We start from the raw sequence: 22,769 nt of genomic DNA, 5'->3' as shown, positions 1-22,769 counted from the left end.
CAAAACTTAGGATAAAAGGATGGGATCAACATGGAAATATTCTGGTTCATTCCTACACACGGAGACGGTCGGTATTTGGGGACATCTAAAGGCGCACGAGCCGTAGACAAACATTATATGAGGCAAATCGCACAAGCTGCTGATAAGCTTGGATATGGCGGCGTGTTGCTGCCGACAGGAAAGTCGTGCGAGGATGCGTGGATCACTGCGGCTTCGTTGATTCCTGTTACGGAGCGTTTGAAGTTTCTGGTAGCGTTACGCCCGGGCCTCATGTCACCGACCCTTGCCGCCCGGATGTCCTCCACATTCGATCGATTATCAGACGGGCGGTTGCTGATCAATATCGTGACCGGCGGAGATCCGGTCGAGCTGGCAGGTGAAGGATTGTTCCTCGACCATGATACCCGCTATGACTTGACGGACGAGTTTCTTTCCATCTGGAGAAACATATTGCGAGGAGAGGAAGTCAGCTTCGAGGGAGACCATCTGAAGGTCGAAGGAGCCGATGTCATTTACCCGACGATCCAGCAGCCATATCCGCCGCTATATTTCGGAGGCTCTTCGCCGGCCGGTCAACAGGTGGCTGCGAAGCATGTCGATGTGTACCTGACGTGGGGCGAGCCTCCGGCTCAAGTCGAGGCGAAAATCAAGCATATGCGCGAATTGGCTTCGCAGCAGGGACGGACGGTAAGGTTCGGCATTCGGTTGCACGTCATCGTGCGCGAGACGAACGAAGAGGCATGGGCTGCCGCAAATGAGCTGATCCGTTATGTCGATGACGATACGATCGCTGCCGCTCAGAAAATATTCGCCAGGTACGACTCCGAAGGGCAGAAGCGAATGTCGGCGCTGCATAACGGGAATCGATCCTCCCTGGAAATCAGTCCGAATTTGTGGGCCGGGATCGGTTTGGTTCGAGGCGGGGCCGGCACGGCTCTTGTAGGAGATCCTCAGACGGTTGCCGCGAGAATGATTGAATATGCCGACCTCGGCATCGAGACGTTCATCTGCTCAGGCTATCCGCACCTGGAAGAGGCCTACCGAACTGCAGAACTATTGTTCCCGTTGCTTCCTCTGACGAATATACAGCAGCGCTCGGAGCAGCAAGGATATATGAGTCCGTTCGGAGAGATCATCGCAAACACCGAACCCCCGAAATCAGCGGGGAATAAGCGCGTACAAGAGGTGCAGTCATAGGGAGTAAACCATACGCCACCGGCCATATAAAGCTTAGTTCGCCGGGATTCCGGCGTTGATTCATTATTGCTTGGCAAATTTACCCGGGATGCCTGGCCGGTCGCGAGTTGTTTTCTTACGGGAGGGACACGATGAACACAAACCATGTTCAAACGAAAAAACATGAGCCAAAAAAATCCAGTTGGAAGCAGGCCTATTTGCTGCCCAAGACTTTGCAGGAGCTGCAATTAAAGCGGCCTGGGAACTACAGCCTGGAAGAAAGACATGCCAACTTTTCATCGGGGCTGCCGGATTATGCCCAAGCGCTGCTTTCGGGATGGTTCGCTCACCGGAATGTCGAACCGATTGCCGCTTTCGCTTGTTCCAAGCGAATTGAAAACCTGTACAACTTATGCAGCCGAAACGACAGCCTGATCACGACTACGTTTCACAGTATTCATCCTGTTGAAGAAGGAAACGCGAAACCCGCGGTACAAATAACGACCGATGGCATTTGGCTTAGCGGGAAGCAGACGTTTGCATCCGATGCTCTGTACGCGGATGAACTGCTTGTATTCGTTCAAGAAAAGGATGAGACAAACCCTTCAACCGTTGTACTGATTCCTACAAACAGTTCAGACCTGCGCCTGCCTCTCGAAGCGGCTGCCTATGCCAACGTGACTGTTTCGTACGATCGTTTGTTTGTCCCTTGGGAGCGGGTGATTTCCCTGCAAAACCAATCGGAAGTAGACCTGCTGTTAGGACATCCGGAATTGAAGTCTCTTGCGGACTATCAGTGGGTATCCCGCCAAGCGGATTTGATCGAACTCGTTACTGCGACTGCGGTTGCATTGGCGGAGAAAACCGGACGGCATAAGGAGTTGCATATTCAAGGACTGCTTGGCGAACTGCTGCAGAATCTGGATACGATAAAGGCGTTCATTCATGCAGCAGAAATAAACGCATACTTCAGTCAAGAAGGCATATGCCTGCCGTCTGCAGTTCCACTTGGAGCAGCAAAAAAAGCGGGCGGGACGTTCTATAAAGCTGCCGCTGAGGCACTGCTGCGCATCGGTAATGGGGATATCGGCTTCGAAGCGCACAGTGCAGACGAGCCTTTACGCCATTTGGTTAGGACCTTTGCAGGCAGTGAGGAAGCCGTAAACCGAAGACAGCACGAGGAATTCGCATTCGGCGACCCGATCCGTTTGTCTACGGAGCTATATCGTGTATATCCGCAAGAAAAGCTTGTGAATCGCTATGAAGCGTTTTGGAGAGAACGAAGCGAAAGGTAATGCGAACGGGGCCAAAAAATCCGCAAGAAATGTGTACATGCAATTTACGGTCAGAAACGAAGCAGAGAGGAGCCGGTTTATGAGTACGGGTCAAACATATCTTAATCGGTTAAAGGACGGAAGGAACGTTTGGTTTCATGGTTCGATCGTACAGGACATTGCCGCTCATCCCGCCTTCGCGGGTACGGTCGCATCTGTTGCCCGCGTATTGGATTTACAAGATCGACCGGAAACGAAGGAACGACTGACCTTTGTGACGGATAATGGCTTTAGAGCGAATCGGGCGTTTCAGGTTCCATCCGAAAGAGAACATATTTTTCAACGAAGTGACTCCTTTCGACTATGGTCCGATGCAACGTTTGGAGTGATGAGCCGCGTTGCCGGCTTTTATCGCGCCCAGTTAACCGGATGGTTCATCAGGCGGGAGTTAATACGCTCCAAACAACCGTATTTTCCCGACAAAATACAAAATTATTATACGTATTTACGCGACAATGACTTGCTCTTGACCGCTGCGGGTCACGATCCGCAAATCGATCGAACGAAGCTTGCTTCCGAGTTAGGGGATCTATATACGGCGGTTCGTATCTTAAAAGAAACGGAAGACGGGATTATCGTTCGGGGCGCCAAGATGATTGCCACCGGAGGGCCTTATATGGATGAGATTATGGTTTCACCGCATAGCCCGAAGTTACAGGAAGAGCAGCGGTACGCCGTCATGTTCGCTATTCCGGTTAACCACCCTGGAGTCCATCTGATCTGCCGGGATTCGTTCGCCTCCGAACGGGAGGAAGACTATCCGTTAAGCGCTCACTATGACGAGATGGATGCGATCTTAGTGTTTGATGATGCTCTAATTCCATGGGAACGAGTATTTATCAAGGATGACCCCGACGCCATCTGGAGTATTCGATCGGATCAATACGTATCCGCCATAAGTCTTCATGAATCCATAGTAAGGCTCGTCAGCAAGTTAGAGTTTGTGACAGCCGTGGGCAATGAACTGGCTTCATCCATCGGCATTAAGAAATTCACGCACGTTCAGGAGAAGCTAGCGGAGTTATTTTTCCAATTGGAATCGATTAAAGCACTGCTTATATCCGCAGAGCATAACGCTGAGCTTCACACCGATGGGGGATGGTCGCCCGAACTGCGACAACTCAATACGGCGAAGAACCTCGGAAACCGTTACTATCCGAGGGCCATAGAAATTTTACAGCAACTTTCCGGCGCGGGAATGCTTCAAGTCCCTTCGTCCATAGCGGAGCTTCACGGCCCATTGGGCGCTAAGCTGCAAACGTATTATCGAGGCGCCGACCGGAATGCGCAAGAGCGGGTAAAGCTGCTTAAGTTGGCATGGGATCTGGTGGGAAGCCAACTGGGCGGTCGTCATGAGCTGTATGAACGGTTCTATGCAGGAGACCCGGTTCGCACCTACGCGGCGCAATATTTGGAATACGACAAGAAAGCATTGTCGGATCGGGTCGGATGAGAAAGCTTAACGTTTACCGCATGTGAGTTTGGTTCGTCTTGCTTGGAATCGTCGTTTTATTCGGTACGTCCCTCGTTTGCTGTCATAGCCGGATTTTTCGTGCTGCTTCGTCGAACATGGGCAGACGGCGTATGGCTTCTAACGATGATAGGCGCAAAGGGACTCAACGGCCATGCCATGGGATTCCGAATTCCTGCGATTACAATTGAAAAGTTTAGTTTACAGCACCTATGTCTGTATCGCTGCGCACGCGACACATGATTATAGGTGCTTAATCGTTTTTGCGACTGATTTTCGCCATAATCCGATAATCGTACGTCTGTCATCAGCTGACCGACGTGAAGAAGCGTTGCATGATGAGTGAATTAAAGATTTAAGATCATATGTGGTATTATTTAAGTTGAGAATTTCGCTCAATCAGCAATTGAGTGGTATACCGGATATATAATCAGGGGGAACATCATGGCCAAAGGAAAAGCAGCAAAGCGACCCACTCGAGATGAATTTGTACTAGAGGAGATTGGAAATCAACTGGCAGAAGCGAAACAGGAAAACTCCGAAGTTTTACTGACGGTATGGGGGTGGGAAGAACCGGTCCGCGGTCAGATTGTGCTAATGGATTCACGAACGGGGAAAGTACATATCCAACGGAATGAAGAGACTGCAAAGGTCCCTTTCATGGACATCATGAAAGTGGATTACCCAAGAGATTAGATTACAACAGGCATCATTAATACGCTAAGCGCCTATGTTTGTGTCGCCGTACAGCAGCAGTAGCAGTGCCGGCTTACCTTAGCCGGCATTACAAATCGCCCAAAAGCAGCACCAATCCCGCCCGGCATTAAAGGATAAAAAGCTCAGCAGCTATAAATTAAGACACACCTTTGCGACTACTCACTTCCGCCGCGGAACCGATTTATGGACGTTGCAGGAGCTTCTTGGGCATGCTTGAAGCGTTAGCGTAAAGTTGATGCGACATACGGTGAAGCCGGATTGCTTGAGGAGCGGCGGTGCCGCCGCCAGAACGGGTTTCAAGCATGCGTTCTGTCATTGTCGGAGGATATGGAGGGGGACAAGCCGCTCTACAAGGCGACGACTGAAGACTTGGCGCTGCTTGAGCTCGGATCGTTTCAAGAAAGTCTGGGGGAGCTAAGTATCCGTCAGGGTCTTTTAAGCTTATTTACACGATCCGTATGATTGAGATGTCGTGCGTAAGTTGACTGATCGGGTACAGAATTGGGGGCAAATCCTTCATTTTTTATGTTCGGATCTTTGATTTAAGGATTTACAACAAAATTATTTACATATTATAAATAAAAATCAATATATTTACATCATCTTGGGGAATACTGCGGTGCTCTTCGTGCGTGGCCCCAGTATTATGTCCCGGATGCTGTTGCTGACTAATCTAAAATCGTATTGTCCTTGCTTAGTTTAATAAACTCCTGCAACACTTTTGATTTCTCCTCACTACGCCACACAAAGTACGTCTCCAAGGTAGAAGTGACATCTGCCAGCTCCCGATACACAATACCCTTGTTCTGCTGATGACGGAACGAAGCTGGAACTATGGAAACACCCATTCCTTGCGAGACGAACGCCATGATCGTTAAAATTTCGGGGAGCTCTAATGCGATGTTCGGCGAAAATCCTGCTTGATAGCATAAATGAATGACAGTGTCGTGATAGGTGGAGCCTCTCGTAGTTAAAATAAATCGTTCATTCTCGAGGTCTATCATACGCAGCGCTTCTCTCTGTGCCATCGGATGCCCTTCAGGGAAAATCGCGACAAACTTCTCGCTGCAAATCACTTCTGAGACGATGTTAGGACTATGAATGTGCGTTCGAACAATCCCGAGATGTATGCTTCCCTCATGAAGAGCATGCAACTGATTGGCGGTTTTCATCTGATGAAGCGTAATGTTGATTTTAGGGGAATGAAGCAGGAAGCGATGCAACAGCGGCGCTACCGAATAAGTGGACGAACCGACAAAGCCGATGGAGAGCCTTCCCAGCAAGCCTTGATTCGCCTTCTGAGCGACTAAACAAGCTTGTTCGACTTGAGCAATCGCAATTCGTGCCTCTTCAAGAAAAACCTTACCCGCCTCGGTCAATTTCACATGCTGTTTATTTCGATATAACAAGGGGAAGCCCAGCTCCTCTTCCAGTTGACGGATTTGCTGGCTTAATGGCGGCTGGGACATGTTCAAACGCGTCGCGGCTTTCCCGAAATGGAGTTCTTCAGCAACGGTAATGAAATATCGTAGATGTCTTAATTCCATAGTTTACCCCTTCTCTATCCGGATTCTATACTCCTACTATCGCTTAGGCGGAACAACCAAGTCAACAAAAATCCTTAATTATGGTCAAGGGGATGTAGTATGCAAAACATATTAAGTAGGATGAAGACGATATTGGATTTGTTCAAGCCGGCATGTCTATGATTAAGAGGCAGGGAGTTATCTAATTTATGGTAAGGGAGTCAGGTGAATATGAATGAATTATTCCAACCCGGTCTTGAAAACGTTATCGCTAGCGAGACCCAAATTTCATATCTGGATGTGGCCAACGAAGAAATCGTGCTGCGTGGTTATGACCTGATTGAATTGGCCCAAAAAGTGACTTACCTGGACATCGTCTCTTTGCTGTTGAACGGCATCTTGCCTAACGAAGAACAATACAAGGGGCTTGAACAAGCTTTGAGGAATGAAGCCGGGTTATCGAAAGAAATGTTTGAACTGCTCAGGCTTCTTCCCAAAAACACACATTTGATGGACGTACTCAGGACGGGGATTTCAGCACTGGCCGGGGACGAAAAGGAAATCGACGACCGATCCAGGGAGGCCAATTACCGCAAGTCCATTCGTTTATTAGCCAAAGTTCCACAAATCGTTGCGGACAGCTACCGGGCTATTCACAATCTGGAGCCGGCCCAGCCTAATAAAGATCTTTCATACAGTGCGAACTTTCTGCATATGATCACGGGACGTGTTCCGACCGAGATGGAATCGAAGGTTTTCGACCAGTCCCTAATCGTCTACAGTGAACATGAAATGCCAAACTCCACATTTACGGCTCGGGTCATTGCTTCTACGCAAGCGGATATCATCGGAGCTTTGACAGGTGCCGTCGCTTCGCTCAAAGGAACGCTTCATGGTGGAGCAAACGAAGCGGTTATGCAAATGCTTTTAGTAGCCGGAGCTGTTGAAGAAATGGAGCCCTTGATTCTCGGCAAGCTGTCTCGCAAAGAGCGTATTATGGGCTTCGGCCACCGGGTTTACATGAACAAACCGGATCCGCGCGCCCTTCTTATGAAAGCTGCTCTTCAACCGCTAGCGATTGCAAAAGGCCAGGAGCATTTGTATCACATGTGCGTAATCGGTGAAGAGGTTATGAAACGGGAAAAAGGACTGTATCCCAACTTGGATTACTATGCGGCTCCGGTGTATTACTTGCTTGGAATCCCAATCGATCTATTCACTCCTGTCTTCTTAGCGGCACGAACGATCGGAGTATGTGCACATGTCATCGAGCAGCATGAGAACAACCGTCTTTTCCGTCCAAGAGTTCTTTACAGTGGCCCGCGCAATCTTCATCCATAATACAACAAGGAGAGATAGATGTTATGAGCTCAATTGCTTATGAGAAAGGAAATATTTTGGAGCAGGCAGACAAGTTGCTGGTAGATATAGCCCAATATACAATTTCATATGAAATAAAAAGCAAAGAGGCCTATCAAATCGCTCGTCATGTCGTCATGGACTCTCTCGGAACAGCCATGCTGGCGCTGCGCTTCCCGGAATGCACCAAGCACCTGGGGCCTATCGTTCCCGGGATTCGCGTGACGAACGGCACACGTGTACCGGGAACCCAATTTGAGCTCGATCCGGTACATGGGGCATTCAACATCGGCACCTTGATTCGTTGGCTCGATTTCAACGACACATGGCTTGCGGCGGAGTGGGGGCATCCCTCCGACAATTTGGGCGGCATTCTGGCCGTAGCCGACTATGTTAGCCGTAATCGGATCGCTGAAGGGAAGGAACCGCTGAAGATGCGCGATGTGCTTACCGCAGCGATTAAGGCTCACGAAATTCAAGGCGTTCTGGCTTTAGAGAACAGCTTAAACCGTGTCGGATTGGACCATGTGTTGTTCGTTAAAGTTGCTTCTACAGCTGTCGTTACCGCTTTGCTTGGCGGTGGCCGGGAAGAGGTGATCAACGCCCTCTCCAATGCATGGTTGGATGGCGGAAGTTTACGTACGTATAGACATGCGCCAAATACAGGCTCCCGGAAGTCTTGGGCAGCCGGCGATGCGACAAGCCGTGCCGTACGCCTTGGCCTAATGGCAATGAAAGGCGAAATGGGCTATGCCACCGGCCTTTCCGCCAAGCTTTGGGGATTCCAGGATGTACTGTTCAAAGGCAAGGAGCTAAAGCTTGCCCGTTCGCTTGATAGCTACGTGATGGAGAACGTACTGTTCAAGATTTCCTTCCCGGCCGAATTTCATGCGCAAACGGCAGTGGAGTGCGCATTCGAGCTGCATGAACTTGTGAAAGACCGTATCGATGACATTAGCCATATTACGCTGACGACGCACGAGTCCGCCATACGGATTATTGACAAGAAGGGGCCGCTCTACAATCCAGCCGACCGCGACCACTGTCTCCAATACATGGTAGCCATCGGCCTGTTGTTCGGTAACTTGACGGCCGAGCATTACGAGGACGAGATTGCGAAAGATCCGAGAATCGACGACCTTCGTGAAAAAATGGTTGTCGTAGAAGATGAGAGATATAGCAAGGACTATCTTGATCCGCAGAAGCGCTCGATCGCGAACGCGGTACAAGTTCATTTCAAGAACGGTACGGAAACAGCAAAAGCCGAATGTGAATATCCGATCGGTCACCGCAGACGCCGTGAGGAGGGAATCCCGAAAATCGTGGAGAAATTCCAATCCAGCTTGCTGACGCGCTTCCCGAAAAAGAGAGTTGAGCAAATTATCGAACTTTCCTTGGATCAGCAGCGCTTTGAAGAAATGGCCGTTCAAGATTATATGAACTTGTTCGTCATTTGACCTTCAGCCTGAGGGCACAAGAAAGGGGAATTACTATGGCTTGGTTGATTGAGGATGAGCCTGGGCAGAAGCAATTAGCCGAACAATTTATGCGAATGATCTGCAGCGGTTCCATTGTAAAAATTCCTGGAACTCATGATGCTATGGCTGCCAGAATCGCGAAGCAGTTCGATTTCAAAGCCATTTATTTGTCAGGGGCCGCTTATACGGCTAGTCGAGGTTTACCGGATCTCGGACTGATCTATTCCAATGAAGTGGCGGACCGTGCTCGGGAGCTGATCAGGGCTTCGGGACTTCCCCTGCTTGTCGATATCGACACAGGCTTCGGAGGTGTGCTGAACGTTGCCCGAACGGCGAAAGAAATGCTGGAGGCCAAGGTGGCTGCCGTTCAGATCGAAGATCAGGAAATGCCGAAGAAATGCGGACACCTGAACGGAAAGAAGCTCGTCTCTGCAGAGGAGATGATGCAGAAAATCAAGACGATAAAGGAAATCGCGCCCTCCCTCGTTGTCATTGCCCGTACGGACGCTAAGAGCGTAGAGGGGATGGAGGCTGCGATCGAAAGAGCCAAGCACTATATAGCTGCGGGGGCAGATGCAATTTTTCCGGAAGCGCTGGAAAACGAAGAAGATTTCAAACGGTTCCGAGCAGCTATCGATGTACCCCTGCTGGCCAATATGACTGAATTCGGGAAAACCCCTTATTATACCGCCGAGCAATTCGAAATCTGGGGCATTAACATGGTCATATATCCGGTGACCTCGCTTCGGGTTGCCGCTAAAGCATACGAGCGGGTGTTTGCGGAAATTAGCCAAACCGGGACGCAGGTGCAATCTTTGGCGCATATGCAGACACGAAAGGAACTTTACGAAACGATCCGGTATTACGATTATGAAAATTTGGACGGGAAAATTGCCAAAACTGTTCTTCAAAACGAATAATCTTGCTTTGGTAATTCCCAATATCGTTGAGTTTGACTTCTGTATGCATTCATCACTGGATAACCCGCAGCCCTGGCCACGGCTGCGGGTTATTTCTCTGCCCGACAAAGAACATGATGTTTGTTCGGGGACGTTTCCAGCATAAGGGGAGAAGGGGGGAGTACGGCGTGACACAATCATGTCAGCTTTCATTTTAACGCTGGTAATTTGCCCTTGATATTTCCCTGCGCCGCCCGCAGTTGTTTATTGTCGACATGAGTATAGATCTGTGTGTTCTCTATACTGGAATGGCCGAGCAATTCCTGGACAGAACGTATATCAGTCCCGCTCCGGATGTGCAGTGTTGCAAAGCTATGGCGCAGCTTATGACTGGATAGTTTCTTCTCGTTCTCCGGCTTGGATTCTTGAAAGGCGGCAAATGCCTGCTCGGTTACATGCTGAACCGTCCGTCGCGCGATTCTCCTGCCAAATTGAGAAGTAAAGAGAGGAATATCTTTTCCGCTCCGGTGAGGAATGCGAATCGGCATGTACCGGTCCAATGAATCGATGATTTCCGGGAGCAGAGGAACCACTCGCCATTTATCTCCTTTTCCTTTCACTCTGAGGTACTCCTCGTCTCTATGATAGTCCTTCAAATTCAGACGGTGTATTTCAATGACGCGCAGCCCTGCGTACGCCATTAACATGCAGATGGCCACGTTTCGAATCACATATCTTCCGTCTATCTCTTGGAAGAAATGGACAAGCTCCTGCTCATCCAGATAGGTCGGAATCCGATTTTTTTCAACCTTCGTCTTCTCCACCTCCAGGGCGGGGTTTCCCTTGATGATTTCCATAAGATTAAGGAATTTAAAAAAGGTACGAATGGAGGAAAGCTGCCGATTTCTCGCCGATCCGCCCGTTCCGCCCTTACGAATGCTGGTTAGGTAACGCATGACGTCGAGCTTGGTTATGTCTTCGACGGGCTTGGGGTAAACACTCCCGAGGAACCTTCTGATGTCCAGCATATACTCACGCTGCGTGAGGATCGAATAGTCCTTATCTTTCATGATGATTGAGAATGCATCGAGCTCGGTTTCGTATTGCTCCATGATGTCGTATTTCTTACTCTGCAAAGTCATCTGCCACCTGTCTGCGCCTGCTTGTCCATGGTATAGGGTAGCGGGAGTTGCGCCTTTTCTTTGATTATAACAGAAGTTGCACGAAATCCGTATTTTGTGCAATTTTTTGCGCTTGTCTAATGCACGCGTGAAGCAGGCTATAGCATCTTATGTAGAGGAATAACCGATCAAATTCGCTCTGCCGTTAGGGGGAGTCACCGAGGTTGTATTCACGCTGCGACCAAGGACGAATCAACGGGGCATAGACGTCGCTTTACAGGAAACGTGTCCATTTTAAAGGATGGAACAACAACAACTTCTGAAATCAAATGTGATTGACACATACTTCCAAACATGTTACTTTAGTTTTGGGGATTAAAATGAGTCAATCAGCTCATTATTTTAAAGCGATCGAAAGTTGCAGCAACTACTTTTACTTTACTTGGATTTCAATGCATGGCTAAAGCTGCACGTCGAGGTGACAAGGGCGGGATCAGGATGAACATTTTCCTGAAAGCGCCTACATGCGTCGGCTATTTCAAGGGTGGGGAAAGGGGAAGTGTTTATTGATGAGTGTCATGAAAATCGATTTGCACATTAATCATGAAGATGTACCAACCGAGCGTTATTCCGAGGTTCGGGATCCGGGCCGACTTACAGATGTCGTGGGACAAGTAGCGATCGGAACCGTGCAGCACGTAGAGCAAGCCGTGAACGCCGCACATCAAGCCTTCTTGTCATGGCACAAGTCTGCGCTTGAGGAACGCCTGGATGTTTTGTCTCGAATCGCGAAGCTTCTGGAGGATGAAAGCCAATCTCTGGCCGAGACGTTATCGAGAGAGAACGGGGTTCTGTTGTCTACATCCTTAGGTGAAATGAATATGGCTATCCATGCGGTTCATGCCACGATCAAAAACGCGGAATCTTTCTTCAATCCCAAACAGGCGGAGGACGAAACCAGCTGGGTGAGCGTGGAGAAAAGACCAATCGGTGTCATAGCGGGAATCGTGCCTTGGAATGCGCCGATGGTGTTAACGATCCAAAAAATCGCACCGGCAATCGTAACCGGCAACACACTCGTCATGAAGCCTTCGCCGAATGCTCCGATGGGCGTAAGTATAATTATGAAAAAAATCGCAGCCCTGCTCCCTGCCGGCGTCCTCAATGTTATTCACGGAGACGGGGACGTCGGCTCTGCCTTAACGAAGCATCCGCTTGTACGTAAAATATCATTTACAGGCGGCGGCAAGATCGCAAAGTTCATCATGAAGGATGCAGCGGAATCTCTTAAAGGCGTGCACTTCGAACTGGGCGGAAACGATCCGGCAATCGTACTCGATGATGCGGACCTGGACGACATCATTCCCAAAATTATGGTCAGCGCATTCCGCCGTTCGGGCCAAGTATGTTTCGCCACTAAAAGAATCTATATTCCGGAGAAGATGTATGATTCTTTCTATACCAAAATGTGTGATCTGGTCGATCAGTATAAGATCGGGCATGGCTTGGATCCGAGCGCCACTTTCGCACCGTTGAACAACAAAGTTCAATACGACTTCGTCAAAGCGCTTGTTGAAAGAATCAAACAAAGCAGCGCCAAGATTGTGGAGTTGGGTGAGAAGCTGGAGCCTGATAACTGGGACAACGGCTATTACTTGCATCCGGCAATCGTCCGTGATGTGGAGCCATCGCAAGAAATTGTCACATGCGAGCAATTCGGTCCGATCATGCCGTTAATCTCCTATCGTTCGGAAGAAGAAGCAATCCGTTGGGCCAATATGACCGAGTACGGTCTGGGTTCCTCCGTATGGACTGCCGATTTTGAACGCGGCCTGAAAATTGCGAGAGAGATTGAAGCCGGTATGACGTTCATTAACGGGAGCGGCCAATCCCATCTCGGCTATGAGCAAATGCCGTTTGGCGGTGTTAAACAAAGCGGAATCGGCAGAGAAAATTCTGAGCTCGGCCTTCATGAATTCATCGAGTATCATGCGATTAATTATCATAAAACCAGCTGATTTCCATATTTGTACCCGCTTTAATAAGAAATGAAAGAAGGTAATGGAAATGAATAAGTTTCCTGACTTGCCCATTTACACAGGCTTCAATACGCCAAGCCGGATGGAAGTTGATATTTACGACGTGGAAGTGGATGGCGACATTCCGGCCGACATCAACGGGGCTTTCTACCGGGTCGGGCCCGACCCGCAATACCCGCCTTTACTCGGCCATGACATTTACTTCAACGGAGACGGCATGGTAAGCATGTTCCGGTTTCAGAACGGCCGTGTCGACTACAAGTCCCGGTATGTTCGCACCGATAAGTTCAAACTGGAACGCAAGGCGCAGCGCGCTTTGTTCGGCGCCTACCGGAACCCGTTTTTCGACGATCCGAGCGTACAGGGGCAGATTAGAGGAACAGCTAATACGAACATTGTTTTTCATGCCGGGAAACTGCTTGCGCTTAAGGAAGACAGTCCGCCGATCGTTATGGATCCGTTCACGCTCAAATCGCAGGGCTATTACGATTACGAAGGTAAAATGACGAGCGAGACATTCACGGCGCATCCGAAGCTGGATCCCCAGACGGGGGAAATGATAGCGTTCGGTTATGCCTCCAAGGGCATCGACACGGATGATATCACGTACTATGTGATCAGCCCTAAGGGGGAAATTGTTCACGAGGTCTGGTTTAAAATGCCATATGCCGCCATGCAGCATGATTTCGGTGTGACCCGTGATTATGTCATTTTCCCGGTTGTGCCGATCGTAAGCAGTCTGGAACGGGCAAGAGAAGGAAAACCGACTTTCGGTTGGGACGGCACGAAGGACATCTATCTTGGAGTCATCCCGCGCAGAGGCGAAGCCCGTGACATTCGTTGGTTTAAAGGACCGAATCAATTCGCATCCCACGTCATGAACGCCTTCAACGTAGGCTCCAAGATACATATCGACATGCCGGTTGCCGAAGGCAACATGTTCCCGTTCTTCCCGGATATCCACGGCGCGGCATTCGACCGGGAGAAGGCGGATTCCCGCGTCACCCGCTGGACAATCGATTTCGAATCCGGCAACAATACGTTCGAACATAAGCAGCTGGGTAATATGATCGGGGATTTCCCGCGCATCGATGACCGCTATGCGATGGAGTCTTACCGCCACGGCTTCATGTGTGTGACGGATTTATCGAAACCTTATGATTCCAAGCGCGGTGGCAGCATTTCGGGGATGTTCATCAATTGTTTGGGTCATATCGACTTTTCCACCGGCAAGGAGAAAATCTTCTTTGCGGGGCCGACTTCCACGATCCAGGAATCTACCTTTATTCCGAAATCGGATCATGCTCCCGAAGGTGAAGGGTACCTTATCGCGTTAGTTAATCGGCATGAAGAGATGCGTTCGGATTTGGTTATTCTTGACGCCCAGCATATCGATGACGGCCCGATCGCCACGGTGCGTTTGCCGCTGCGGCTCCGTCAAGGCCTGCATGGGAACTGGGTGCCGGATTCCCAGCTCAATACGGCGAAAGCAACTGTCTGATTCATAGATTCACCAATATTGAATATAAATGGAGGAGTTACTACTATGGGAGAACTTGCATTAAACTCAAATGAGCACATTGCCACTTTGGAGAAAAAGATCGAGCAATTAACGAATCAAGTTGGTTTACTGGAAGATACGCAGGCGATCAGGCATTTGCATCATAAATACGGCTATTATATCGATAAGTGTCTGTACAACGAAGTGGTGGATCTCTTTGCAGAAGACGGAGAGGTTCACTTCATGGGCGGCATTTTCAAAGGTAAAGAGGGAGCGCGCCGGCTCTATGTCGAACGGTTCCAGAAAAATTTCACTAACGGCAATAACGGACCTGTATACGGTTTTCTTCTCGATCATCCCATGATGCAGGACATCGTGGAAGTCTCCCCGGATCGGCAAACGGCCAAAGGAAGATTCCGCTGCCTGATGCAAGCGGGACGTCACGAGCTTGCAGAGGGTGAAACCAGACAATGGTGGGAAGGAGGAATCTACGAGAATGAATATGTAAAGGAACAGGGCGTATGGAAAATCAAAGTATTGAACTATCGCGGATTGTGGCACGCCGATTTCGATAAAGGCTGGGCGCATACTCCACCGGGATTATACCCGATGTTCTCGACGACTTTCCCGGAAAACCCGGTCGGTCCGGATGAATTGATCGTGCCGACTCCTGTTCTCTGGCCGGATACGGATGTGATGGCATTCCATTATCCGCACCCTGTGACCGGTCAGCGCTGAAGCGAATAAGGCCTGTCAGACGCGGAAACACATTTATTATCATAAAACCAACGTGCAAAGGGGTAATATCGATGGCGATTCCAGAGGAAAAGATTCCTGTAACGCGATATGAGGATCTTAACAAAAGCTATATCAACGGAGAATGGCGGGAAGGTTTAAGCGAGAGGACTTACGATATTACGAATCCTTACGACAATTCGGTTGTGACGACCGTGCGGCTCGCGACAGCTAAACAACTGCAGGAAACGTTTGAGATTGCAAGAAAGGCGCAGCGGGAATGGGCCCAATCATCCGTTGAGGAACGCAAGGCGGTCATTCATAAAGCTGCGGAATATTTGCACGCCAACCATGATGCGATTGTCAACGTCATTGTCCGTGAAACGGGCGGAACAATCTTAAAAGCCAACGTAGAAGTGCATCTTGCGCTGGAAGTGTTGGAGGAGGCCGTCAATTACGCCGATGCCATTGATAAAGTGCAGGATATTCCGTCGGCTGTTCCGGGCAAGGTGAACCGGGTTCGCCGCCTTCCGCTGGGCGTGGTCGCATCGATCTCCCCATTCAATTTCCCGATGAATTTGTCCATGAGAACGATCGCGCCTGCTATCGCCCTGGGGAACAGCGTAGTGCATAAGCCTGATATTCAAGTCGGCTTAACGGGCGGTTCGATTATTGCCAAGGCGTTCGAATATGCGGGTCTGCCGAGAGGCGTCTTCAACGTGATTCTGACGGATATTACGGAGATCGGCGACGAGATGCTGACGAACCCGCACGCCGGTTTGATCAGCTTCACCGGCTCTACGGCGGTCGGCAAACATATCGGCGAAATTGCCGGTAAAAACTTAAAGCGCGTCATTCTCGAGCTGGGCGGAAACAGCCCGTTTGTCGTACTGTCGGATGCCGATGTCGATCGTGCGGTTGATGCCGCAGTGTTCGGAAAGTTCATTCATCAAGGACAAATATGTATGATTATTAATCGTTTCATCGTGCATAAAGACAAGCATGATGAGTTTGTGCAAAAGTTTGTCGAGCGGGCGAAGGCTCTTCCCTGCGGCGATCCAAGAGATCCGAAGACCGTAATCGGACCGCTTGTTAATGAACGCCAGCTGCAGAAAGCGGTCAACGTCATCGAATCGGCCAAGCAGGAAGGCGTGACTATTGCGCTTGAAGGCAAGAGGGAAGGCAATGTGCTGACGCCTTATGTGTTTACGGGTGTGGATAACACGAGCCGGCTGGCACAAACCGAGCTGTTTGCGCCGATCGCGACGATTGTCAAGGCCGATACGGATGAAGAAGCGGTTCGAATGGCAAGCGAAACCGAGTACGGGTTAAGTTCTTCGATCTTCACTTCTGATTTGGCCAAAGGCGAAGCGTTTGCGATGCAAATCGAGAGCGGCATGACGCATATCAACGACCAGACGGTTAACGATAGCCCGACGATTCCTTTCGGCGGCAACAAGTCGAGCGGAAGCGGCAGATTCGGCAATCCGTGGATCATCGACGAATTTACGATTACCAAATGGGTTTCGATTCAACAACAATATCGCAAATTCCCGTTCTAATCAGAGACTCAGCACCTGCGTTTGTTCAAGCTAAAGAAGCCCTGCACCTATGCAGGGCTTCTTGCGGTACGCCCGGGAGGGGCGTCATCTCCAGCTTGCACTATTTATCAGACACAATGGTGTTGAATATAGAGGGAATGGGTTTGCTGCTAATCCGTGATCTCGTCAAGACGGTAACCCATTCTGGAAGAAATGTTGTTGGAAGCTTCAATGACGAGTTGCTTGATATTTGCCAATTGCTCTATAAGGTGAACTTCAGGTCCAACGACGCCAATTGCGGCGATGGGATAACCATGTATATCAAATATGGGTGCGGCTATGCCCGTCACTCCCAGATTGGTTTCATGGGAGCTGGCAAATACCCGGTCCCGCCTGATTTGCTGCAATCGCTCACGTAAGAGAACGGGATCTGTAACCGTGTGCTTGGTGTATGCTTTAGCAGGCAGGGACAAAATATGGTCAATTCGAGACTCGGGGAAAAAAGCCAGCACCGCCTGGCCCAGAACGCCGTACAAATAAGGCCGACGCAGCCCGACGAGCGTACCTACACTTAAGCCTTCATAATTTTCATTTTCTCGTTTATAAACGTAAAAAATTTCTTCCTTCTCCGGTAAAGCCATCAGGATGGTTTGCTTCGTTCGAAGGTGAAGCTCATCCAAGAACGGCTCCGCCTCTTGCCGTACGTCAAGGGTGGAAGATTTAAGCATCGAAAATTCCAAAAGCCGCAAACCAGGTTGATAGGTTAACGAAGTGGCGTCAAATTGGACTAACCCTCTGCGTGCAAGGGTATATAAAATGCGATATACCGTATTTTTGGGCAGATGGGCAATTGCCGAAATTTCTTCGATCGTAAGCGAAGTGTTTCCGGCACTGAACGCCTGTAGCACATCGATCGCCCGGTCAATGGTTTGGATGGAGTTCATATTAATGTCCCTCATGTTAAAAACCCCCGATGATCATGGATAATATTGCATGATTTAGCCTGTGGGATTATTGACACCTACAGGCAACCATGTTAACTTATATCATATAGAAATAAAATGAGTAATACAACTCAAAAAATGAGGGGATGTTATGAAGTGAAAATTGTTCTATTCAATGACTATATACCTGGAGTAGTAAAGGATGATCGCGTACTGGATGTTAGCGGTATCGTTCCCTGGGATGCGGATAAACCGCAGGAATCCCTTGTAAATTTGATTGTGCGATTTGAATATTTCAAATCCGCCATTGATCGGGGGCTGGCATACGCCGATTCGTACGCATTGCACCAAGTGAAATTACGCCCTCCCGTTCCGAATCCAACGAAAATCGTGGCGGCGCCGGTGAATTATTATCTTCACCAGGATGAAATGAACGAGCAATTCAATAACGCGGAGTACACGATTGAAAAACTAGGCTTCTTTTTGAAAGCGCCTTCTTCAATCATCGGTCCCGAGGATACCGTCAAATTGCCGTTTAAAGACCGCAGGACGGACCACGAAGCGGAGCTGGCGTTCGTCGTCGGCAAGAGAGCGAAGGATGTGCCCGCGTCGGAAGCCTATAAGTACATATTCGGCTATTTCGCCCTGATGGACATCACGGTCAGAGGCAAGGAAGACCGCCCATGGCGCAAATCCTTTGATACATTTACGCCGATCGGGCCCTGGATTGTAACGTCGGATGAAATCGGGAATCCTAATGAGCTCGGATTTCGCTTATGGGTGGATGAGGAGCTCCGGCAGTCGGCGAATACCAAGGACTTGATATACGATTGCTACAAGTTTTTTGAAGCGGCATCGGCAGCGATGACACTGGAGCCGGGGGACATTCTTACAACGGGAACGCCCGAAGGGGTCGGTCCTATCGAGAAAGGCAACAAGGTCCGGATTCAAATCGACCGGATCGGCGAATTTTCGGTTTCTGTCGATTACAAGTAATGGAGGTGACGGGATGAAAGAATCAGATGAGCTTAAAGCATTTGATGCGAAATTGCAGAGCGAAAACCTGGGGCCGCTGTGGTCGTCGATCCATGCCTTAAATACGATTGAGCCGAAAGCGAAGCCGATTCCTTATTTGTGGAAGAAAGCGCATATCGAAAGGCATCTGGAAGAAGCGGCGAGATTGATGGAGGTCGGAGGCGCGGTGGAACGCAGGGCGGTTTTCCTGATCAATCCAGGTATGAAGGATTTGCAGCCTTTGGGTTGGGGAGGAGCTACCCAAACGCTGTATGCGGCGGTTCAGGCCGTGAAGCCCGGGGAGATTGCGCCAGCACATCGGCACACGACGACGGCCTTGCGGTTTATTATGAAAGGACGCGGGGCCGAAGGAAGAGTGGATGGGGAGAAAATCCCGTTTGAACCAGGCGACTATCTGATCACGCCGACATGGGCCTGGCACGATCATGCGAACCAAGGCGATGAAACGGTGCTCTGGATGGATTGCCTGGATACGCCCTTCACCATGTACATGAATGTGTGCTTCACGGAATTTCATCCCGACAAGCAGCAGCCGTTGCAAGTCCCGGACGATTATAGCGCGCAGCGCTATGAGGGGGGCATGGTCCGCCCGGTGTCCGACCGTACTCCGCAAATCGCGCCGTTAGGCCGTTACAAGTGGGAGCAAACCAGTCGGGGATTGGAAGGATTAAGCCGGTTCGATCCGGACCCGATCGAAGGCTATGCGGTGGAATATATCAACCCGTCGACGGGCAAAGACGCCAACGACCGCATCGGCGCCCGCATGCAGAAGCTTCCTCTGAAGTTTCGCGGGAAAGCCCACCGTCATGTACACAGCTGCGTGTACCATGCGTTCAAAGGAAAAGGCTACACCGTGATGAACGGTGTGAGGTTCGACTGGTCGGAAGGAGACTTCTTCGTTATCCCTTCCTGGACATGGCACGAGCATGTGAATACTTCGGATGAAGAAGAAGCGCTCCTGTTCTCCACCAACGATCTGCCGATTATGGAAGCATTTCAGTTCGAAAGAGCCGAAGAACTCCAGGAGCATGACGGGCACCAACAAATACAAGAGGTTTTTGAACCGATTCTTTAATAGATAAAATGGAATGATAAAGAACTAGAAGGGAGCGATTCCACGTGTCGCAACATCCAATTGTGATTGTCGGCGCAGGGCCAGTCGGATTAACGGCCGCCACCATTTTAACTCAAGCGGGCCTGCCGGTCATCGTCGTAGAGAAAAGCAATGCGCCAAGCCGGGAATGGCGGGCTTCTACATTCCATGCAGGAACGCTTGAGCTGCTGGAACCGTACGGAATCGTTGAAGAATTAATGAGCCGTGGATTGCTAAGTGAGAAAGTGCAATACCGGGATCGGAAAAACGGCTTGTATGCGGAATTTGATTTCAATCTGCTCAAGAATGATACGAAATATCCGTTCCGTCTGCAATGCTCGCAGGCGACATACGTACAGTTTTTGTTCGAGAAACTGAAGAAGCGCGCGAATGCCGAATTGAGGTTCGAGGCCGAGATTACAGGCTTTACCCAAAATGACGGTGTCACTGTTTCGGTCAAGACGCCAAACGGAATGGAACAGCTTCAAACGCCGTATCTCCTTGGTGCGGATGGAGCAAGAAGCGTGGTCCGCAAAACGCTTGGCTTCGCATTCGACGGATATACGTTTGAAGAACGCTGGCTGCTGGTAGGCACGCCTAACGCACTCGATCAGTACATTCCGGGCTTGGCGTATGTCAATTACATTTCCGATCCGGAACAATTCTTGTTCATGCTTCGCGTACCGGAAGCATGGCGCTTCCTGTATCCCGTGCCTCCCGAAATACCGGATGAGGTCGCGCTCAATATGGATAACATCCAGCGAACGATGCGGGAAGCCTTACATACAACGGATCACTTCCCAGTCGTTGAAAATACGCTGTATCGCATCCATCAACGCGTCGCGGAGAATTTTTATGAAGGAAGAGCGATTCTGCTCGGGGATGCGGCTCATCTGAACAGCCCGATGGGCGGATTGGGATTGAACAGCGGCATCCACGATGCGGTAGACTTGAGTATCAGGCTTATCCGAATCGTTAACGGTGCCGATCGGAAAGCCGAGTTGGACAAGTACAGTGACGCGCGCCGGCGTGTGGCGGTCGAATATGTCAAAAGCATCAGCGAGAAAAATACCCAAGTTGTGAAAGAAACGGATCCGGAACATCGTATAAAGCTGCAGCGGGAGATGGCCGAGCTCGCTAACGATCCGGTCCGCGCCAGACAGTGGCTGCTTCGTTCGGCGATGATCGCGAGCATCCGCGAACAAGGAATCGGCGATGCGCCGTAATCGACCGACGATTAGAAGCCAAGCGCTTCATGCCGAGGGATAAAACCTGAAGCGCAATCCATTGGCTGATGCAGGGAAGCTGACGATCGTGAATGCAAGCCATGCGGACGCGTTTATGCCCAAGTAAGCCGGCCGTAAAAACCCAATGAAAGAGGAGAGCCATGCAGGATAACGAAATCGTGTTCTCGCTGAGGAAGATATCCAAAAGTTTTCCTGGCGTCCTGGCGCTGAACGATGTCTCGGTTGACTTTGTGCGGGGAGAGGTACATGCGCTTCTGGGAGAGAATGGGGCGGGCAAGTCTACCTTAATTAAGGTGCTTGCCGGAGCCCACGCTCCTGACGAAGGGGAAATTCAAATCGGCGGGGAGTGCTACAAAGAGATGACGCCCCGTCTGGCGAAGCAGCTGGGGATCCAGGTGATCTACCAGGAATTCAATCTGATCCCGACGCTGTCGGCTGCGGAAAATATATTTTTGGGCGATTTCATCGGCAACGGCTGGCTGGTTGACAAGAAAGCGATGGTCAACAAGACGAAGGAGCTGCTCGACAGCCTCCAGATCCAATTGGACCCGCGCCGTCTTGTACGGGACATGTCCCCGGCCCAGCAGCAGATTGTTGAAATTGCCAAAGCGATTTCCAAAGACGTCAAAATCCTGGTCATGGACGAACCTTCCGCCCCGTTGACCATCAACGAAGTGGAAGCGATGTTCAAGATCGTGCGCGTGCTCAAAGAGAAGGGCGTCACCATCATTTATATTTCGCACCGGATGGAAGAGTTGTTCGAAATCTCCGACCGCATAACGGTCATGAGGGATGGCCGGTACGTTTCGACCCAAGCAACCCAAGCGACGAACCGCCAGGAGCTGGTCAGTCTGATGGTCGGCCGGGAGCTGAAGGAAACGTATCCGTCCCGCAGCATAAAGCCGCAGCAAACGCTGCTCGAGGTCAATCGTTTAAGCGGCAACGGCTTTGAGCATATTTCCTTCCAGTTGAAGAAGGGTGAAATTCTCGGGTTTTCCGGCTTGGTAGGCGCCGGACGGACGGAGCTGGCGAGGGCGTTGTTCGGGGCGGATCCCGCCCACACGGGCGACATTGTGTTCGAGGGGCAGAAGGTGAACGTGAGATCTCCGCAAGATGCGATCCGGTTAGGAATGGGACTGATCCCGGAGGACCGGAAGCAGCAGGGGGTCATCCTGAGAAGCACGGTGAAACGGAATATTACGCTGCCCAGCTTGAAGTTTCTGTCGCGGTTTGGGGTGGTCAAGACGAAAGAAGAGCTGGGGCAGGCGGAAAGCTTCAAGAACACCTTATCGATCCGAACCCCTACCTTAGAGCAGAAAGTGAATCATTTGAGCGGCGGCAACCAACAAAAGGTGGTGCTCGCCAAGTGGCTGGCCAGGGATTGCAAAGTGCTGATCTTTGATGAGCCGACACGAGGGATCGACGTCGGGGCCAAACAGGAAATTTATAAACTGATGTGCAGCCTGGCGGAAAGCGGAGTCGGCATCATCATGATTTCGTCCGATATGGAGGAGCTGCTGGGGATGTCGGATCGGGTGATCGTCCTCTCCAGC

The 22,769-nt window shown here is 50.2% G+C and carries 19 protein-coding genes; 16 read left to right on the top strand and 3 right to left on the bottom strand.

Annotated elements, in window-relative coordinates; all coding sequences use genetic code 11:
- Positions 1 to 30 precede the first annotated feature (30 nt).
- The 5 genes from ssuD (at position 31) to PVA01S_RS27465 (ending at position 4,915) form a co-directional block, all read left to right on the top strand.
- Positions 31 to 1,197 (top strand): FMNH2-dependent alkanesulfonate monooxygenase, encoded by a 1,167-nt coding sequence (ssuD, locus tag PVA01S_RS00095; protein ID WP_127604168.1) that lies wholly within the window; start codon positions 31 to 33, stop codon positions 1,195 to 1,197.
- A 131-nt stretch (positions 1,198 to 1,328) separates the two neighbouring features.
- Positions 1,329 to 2,471, top strand: coding sequence for a 4-hydroxyphenylacetate 3-hydroxylase C-terminal domain-containing protein (locus PVA01S_RS00090; protein WP_127604167.1), 1,143 nt, complete (start codon positions 1,329 to 1,331; stop codon positions 2,469 to 2,471).
- Between the two features lie 79 nt (positions 2,472 to 2,550).
- Positions 2,551 to 3,963 (top strand): 4-hydroxyphenylacetate 3-hydroxylase family protein, encoded by a 1,413-nt coding sequence (locus tag PVA01S_RS00085; RefSeq protein WP_127604165.1) that lies wholly within the window; start codon positions 2,551 to 2,553, stop codon positions 3,961 to 3,963.
- A 462-nt stretch (positions 3,964 to 4,425) separates the two neighbouring features.
- The gene (locus tag PVA01S_RS00080) at positions 4,426 to 4,677 is read left to right on the top strand and encodes a YolD-like family protein (protein ID WP_054796674.1); all 252 of its coding nucleotides are present in this window, start codon (positions 4,426 to 4,428) and stop codon (positions 4,675 to 4,677) included.
- A 94-nt stretch (positions 4,678 to 4,771) separates the two neighbouring features.
- Complete coding sequence (locus PVA01S_RS27465) at positions 4,772 to 4,915, top strand: tyrosine-type recombinase/integrase (RefSeq protein WP_127604688.1); 144 nt, start codon at positions 4,772 to 4,774, stop codon at positions 4,913 to 4,915.
- Between the two features lie 451 nt (positions 4,916 to 5,366).
- On the opposite strand, the gene PVA01S_RS00070 is transcribed toward PVA01S_RS27465, so the two are convergent.
- A complete protein-coding gene (locus tag PVA01S_RS00070) occupies positions 5,367 to 6,245 on the bottom strand; it encodes a LysR substrate-binding domain-containing protein (RefSeq protein ID WP_127604163.1) in 879 nt (292 codons plus the stop codon).
- A gap of 210 nt (positions 6,246 to 6,455) precedes the next feature.
- Between PVA01S_RS00070 and mmgD the strand changes: the two genes are divergently transcribed.
- The 3 genes from mmgD to prpB are packed head-to-tail and all read left to right on the top strand — an operon-like array spanning position 6,456 to position 9,981.
- Complete coding sequence (mmgD, locus tag PVA01S_RS00065) at positions 6,456 to 7,565, top strand: citrate synthase (RefSeq protein WP_127604161.1); 1,110 nt, start codon at positions 6,456 to 6,458, stop codon at positions 7,563 to 7,565.
- A 23-nt stretch (positions 7,566 to 7,588) separates the two neighbouring features.
- A complete protein-coding gene (locus PVA01S_RS00060) occupies positions 7,589 to 9,040 on the top strand; it encodes a bifunctional 2-methylcitrate dehydratase/aconitate hydratase (RefSeq protein ID WP_127604159.1) in 1,452 nt (483 codons plus the stop codon).
- 35 nt (positions 9,041 to 9,075) lie between these two features.
- Positions 9,076 to 9,981 carry a methylisocitrate lyase gene (gene prpB / locus PVA01S_RS00055; RefSeq protein ID WP_127604157.1) on the top strand — a complete coding sequence of 302 codons (906 nt, stop codon included), beginning with the start codon at positions 9,076 to 9,078 and terminating at the stop codon, positions 9,979 to 9,981.
- A gap of 188 nt (positions 9,982 to 10,169) precedes the next feature.
- On the opposite strand, the gene PVA01S_RS00050 is transcribed toward prpB, so the two are convergent.
- Positions 10,170 to 11,096, bottom strand: a complete 927-nt coding sequence (locus PVA01S_RS00050) for a tyrosine-type recombinase/integrase (protein ID WP_164751681.1) — start codon at positions 11,094 to 11,096, stop codon at positions 10,170 to 10,172.
- 554 nt (positions 11,097 to 11,650) lie between these two features.
- On the opposite strand from PVA01S_RS00050, the gene PVA01S_RS00045 reads away from it, so the two are divergent.
- The 4 genes from PVA01S_RS00045 to PVA01S_RS00030 all read left to right on the top strand — a co-directional run bounded on the left by PVA01S_RS00045 (position 11,651) and on the right by PVA01S_RS00030 (position 16,918).
- The gene (locus tag PVA01S_RS00045) at positions 11,651 to 13,099 is read left to right on the top strand and encodes an aldehyde dehydrogenase family protein (protein WP_244932863.1); all 1,449 of its coding nucleotides are present in this window, start codon (positions 11,651 to 11,653) and stop codon (positions 13,097 to 13,099) included.
- A 49-nt stretch (positions 13,100 to 13,148) separates the two neighbouring features.
- On the top strand, positions 13,149 to 14,621 hold the full coding sequence (locus PVA01S_RS00040) for a lignostilbene-alpha,beta-dioxygenase (RefSeq protein ID WP_127604151.1): 1,473 nt from the start codon (positions 13,149 to 13,151) through the stop codon (positions 14,619 to 14,621).
- 45 nt (positions 14,622 to 14,666) lie between these two features.
- Positions 14,667 to 15,359 (top strand): nuclear transport factor 2 family protein, encoded by a 693-nt coding sequence (locus tag PVA01S_RS00035; RefSeq protein ID WP_054796666.1) that lies wholly within the window; start codon positions 14,667 to 14,669, stop codon positions 15,357 to 15,359.
- A 71-nt stretch (positions 15,360 to 15,430) separates the two neighbouring features.
- On the top strand, positions 15,431 to 16,918 hold the full coding sequence (locus tag PVA01S_RS00030; RefSeq protein ID WP_127604149.1) for an aldehyde dehydrogenase family protein: 1,488 nt from the start codon (positions 15,431 to 15,433) through the stop codon (positions 16,916 to 16,918).
- 149 nt (positions 16,919 to 17,067) lie between these two features.
- Here the strand turns inward: PVA01S_RS00030 and PVA01S_RS00025 are convergent, their stop codons facing one another.
- Complete coding sequence (locus PVA01S_RS00025) at positions 17,068 to 17,856, bottom strand: IclR family transcriptional regulator (protein WP_127604147.1); 789 nt, start codon at positions 17,854 to 17,856, stop codon at positions 17,068 to 17,070.
- 141 nt (positions 17,857 to 17,997) lie between these two features.
- Here PVA01S_RS00025 and PVA01S_RS00020 point away from each other — a divergent pair, with 141 nt between their 5' ends.
- From PVA01S_RS00020 to PVA01S_RS00005, 4 genes are all read left to right on the top strand, one after another.
- Positions 17,998 to 18,837, top strand: a complete 840-nt coding sequence (locus PVA01S_RS00020; protein WP_127604145.1) for a fumarylacetoacetate hydrolase family protein — start codon at positions 17,998 to 18,000, stop codon at positions 18,835 to 18,837.
- A 13-nt stretch (positions 18,838 to 18,850) separates the two neighbouring features.
- Positions 18,851 to 19,951 carry a cupin domain-containing protein gene (locus tag PVA01S_RS00015; RefSeq protein WP_127604143.1) on the top strand — a complete coding sequence of 367 codons (1,101 nt, stop codon included), beginning with the start codon at positions 18,851 to 18,853 and terminating at the stop codon, positions 19,949 to 19,951.
- A 44-nt stretch (positions 19,952 to 19,995) separates the two neighbouring features.
- Positions 19,996 to 21,195, top strand: coding sequence for an FAD-dependent oxidoreductase (locus tag PVA01S_RS00010; protein ID WP_127604141.1), 1,200 nt, complete (start codon positions 19,996 to 19,998; stop codon positions 21,193 to 21,195).
- Between the two features lie 161 nt (positions 21,196 to 21,356).
- A partial coding sequence (locus PVA01S_RS00005) for a sugar ABC transporter ATP-binding protein (RefSeq protein WP_164751680.1) occupies positions 21,357 to 22,769 on the top strand: 1,413 nt, incomplete at its 3' end.

It is taken from the genome of Paenibacillus validus NBRC 15382 (assembly GCF_004000985.1).
Classification (GTDB): Bacteria; Bacillota; Bacilli; order Paenibacillales; family NBRC-103111; genus Paenibacillus_G; species Paenibacillus_G validus.
This window is presented reverse-complemented; position numbering and strand designations above follow the sequence as displayed.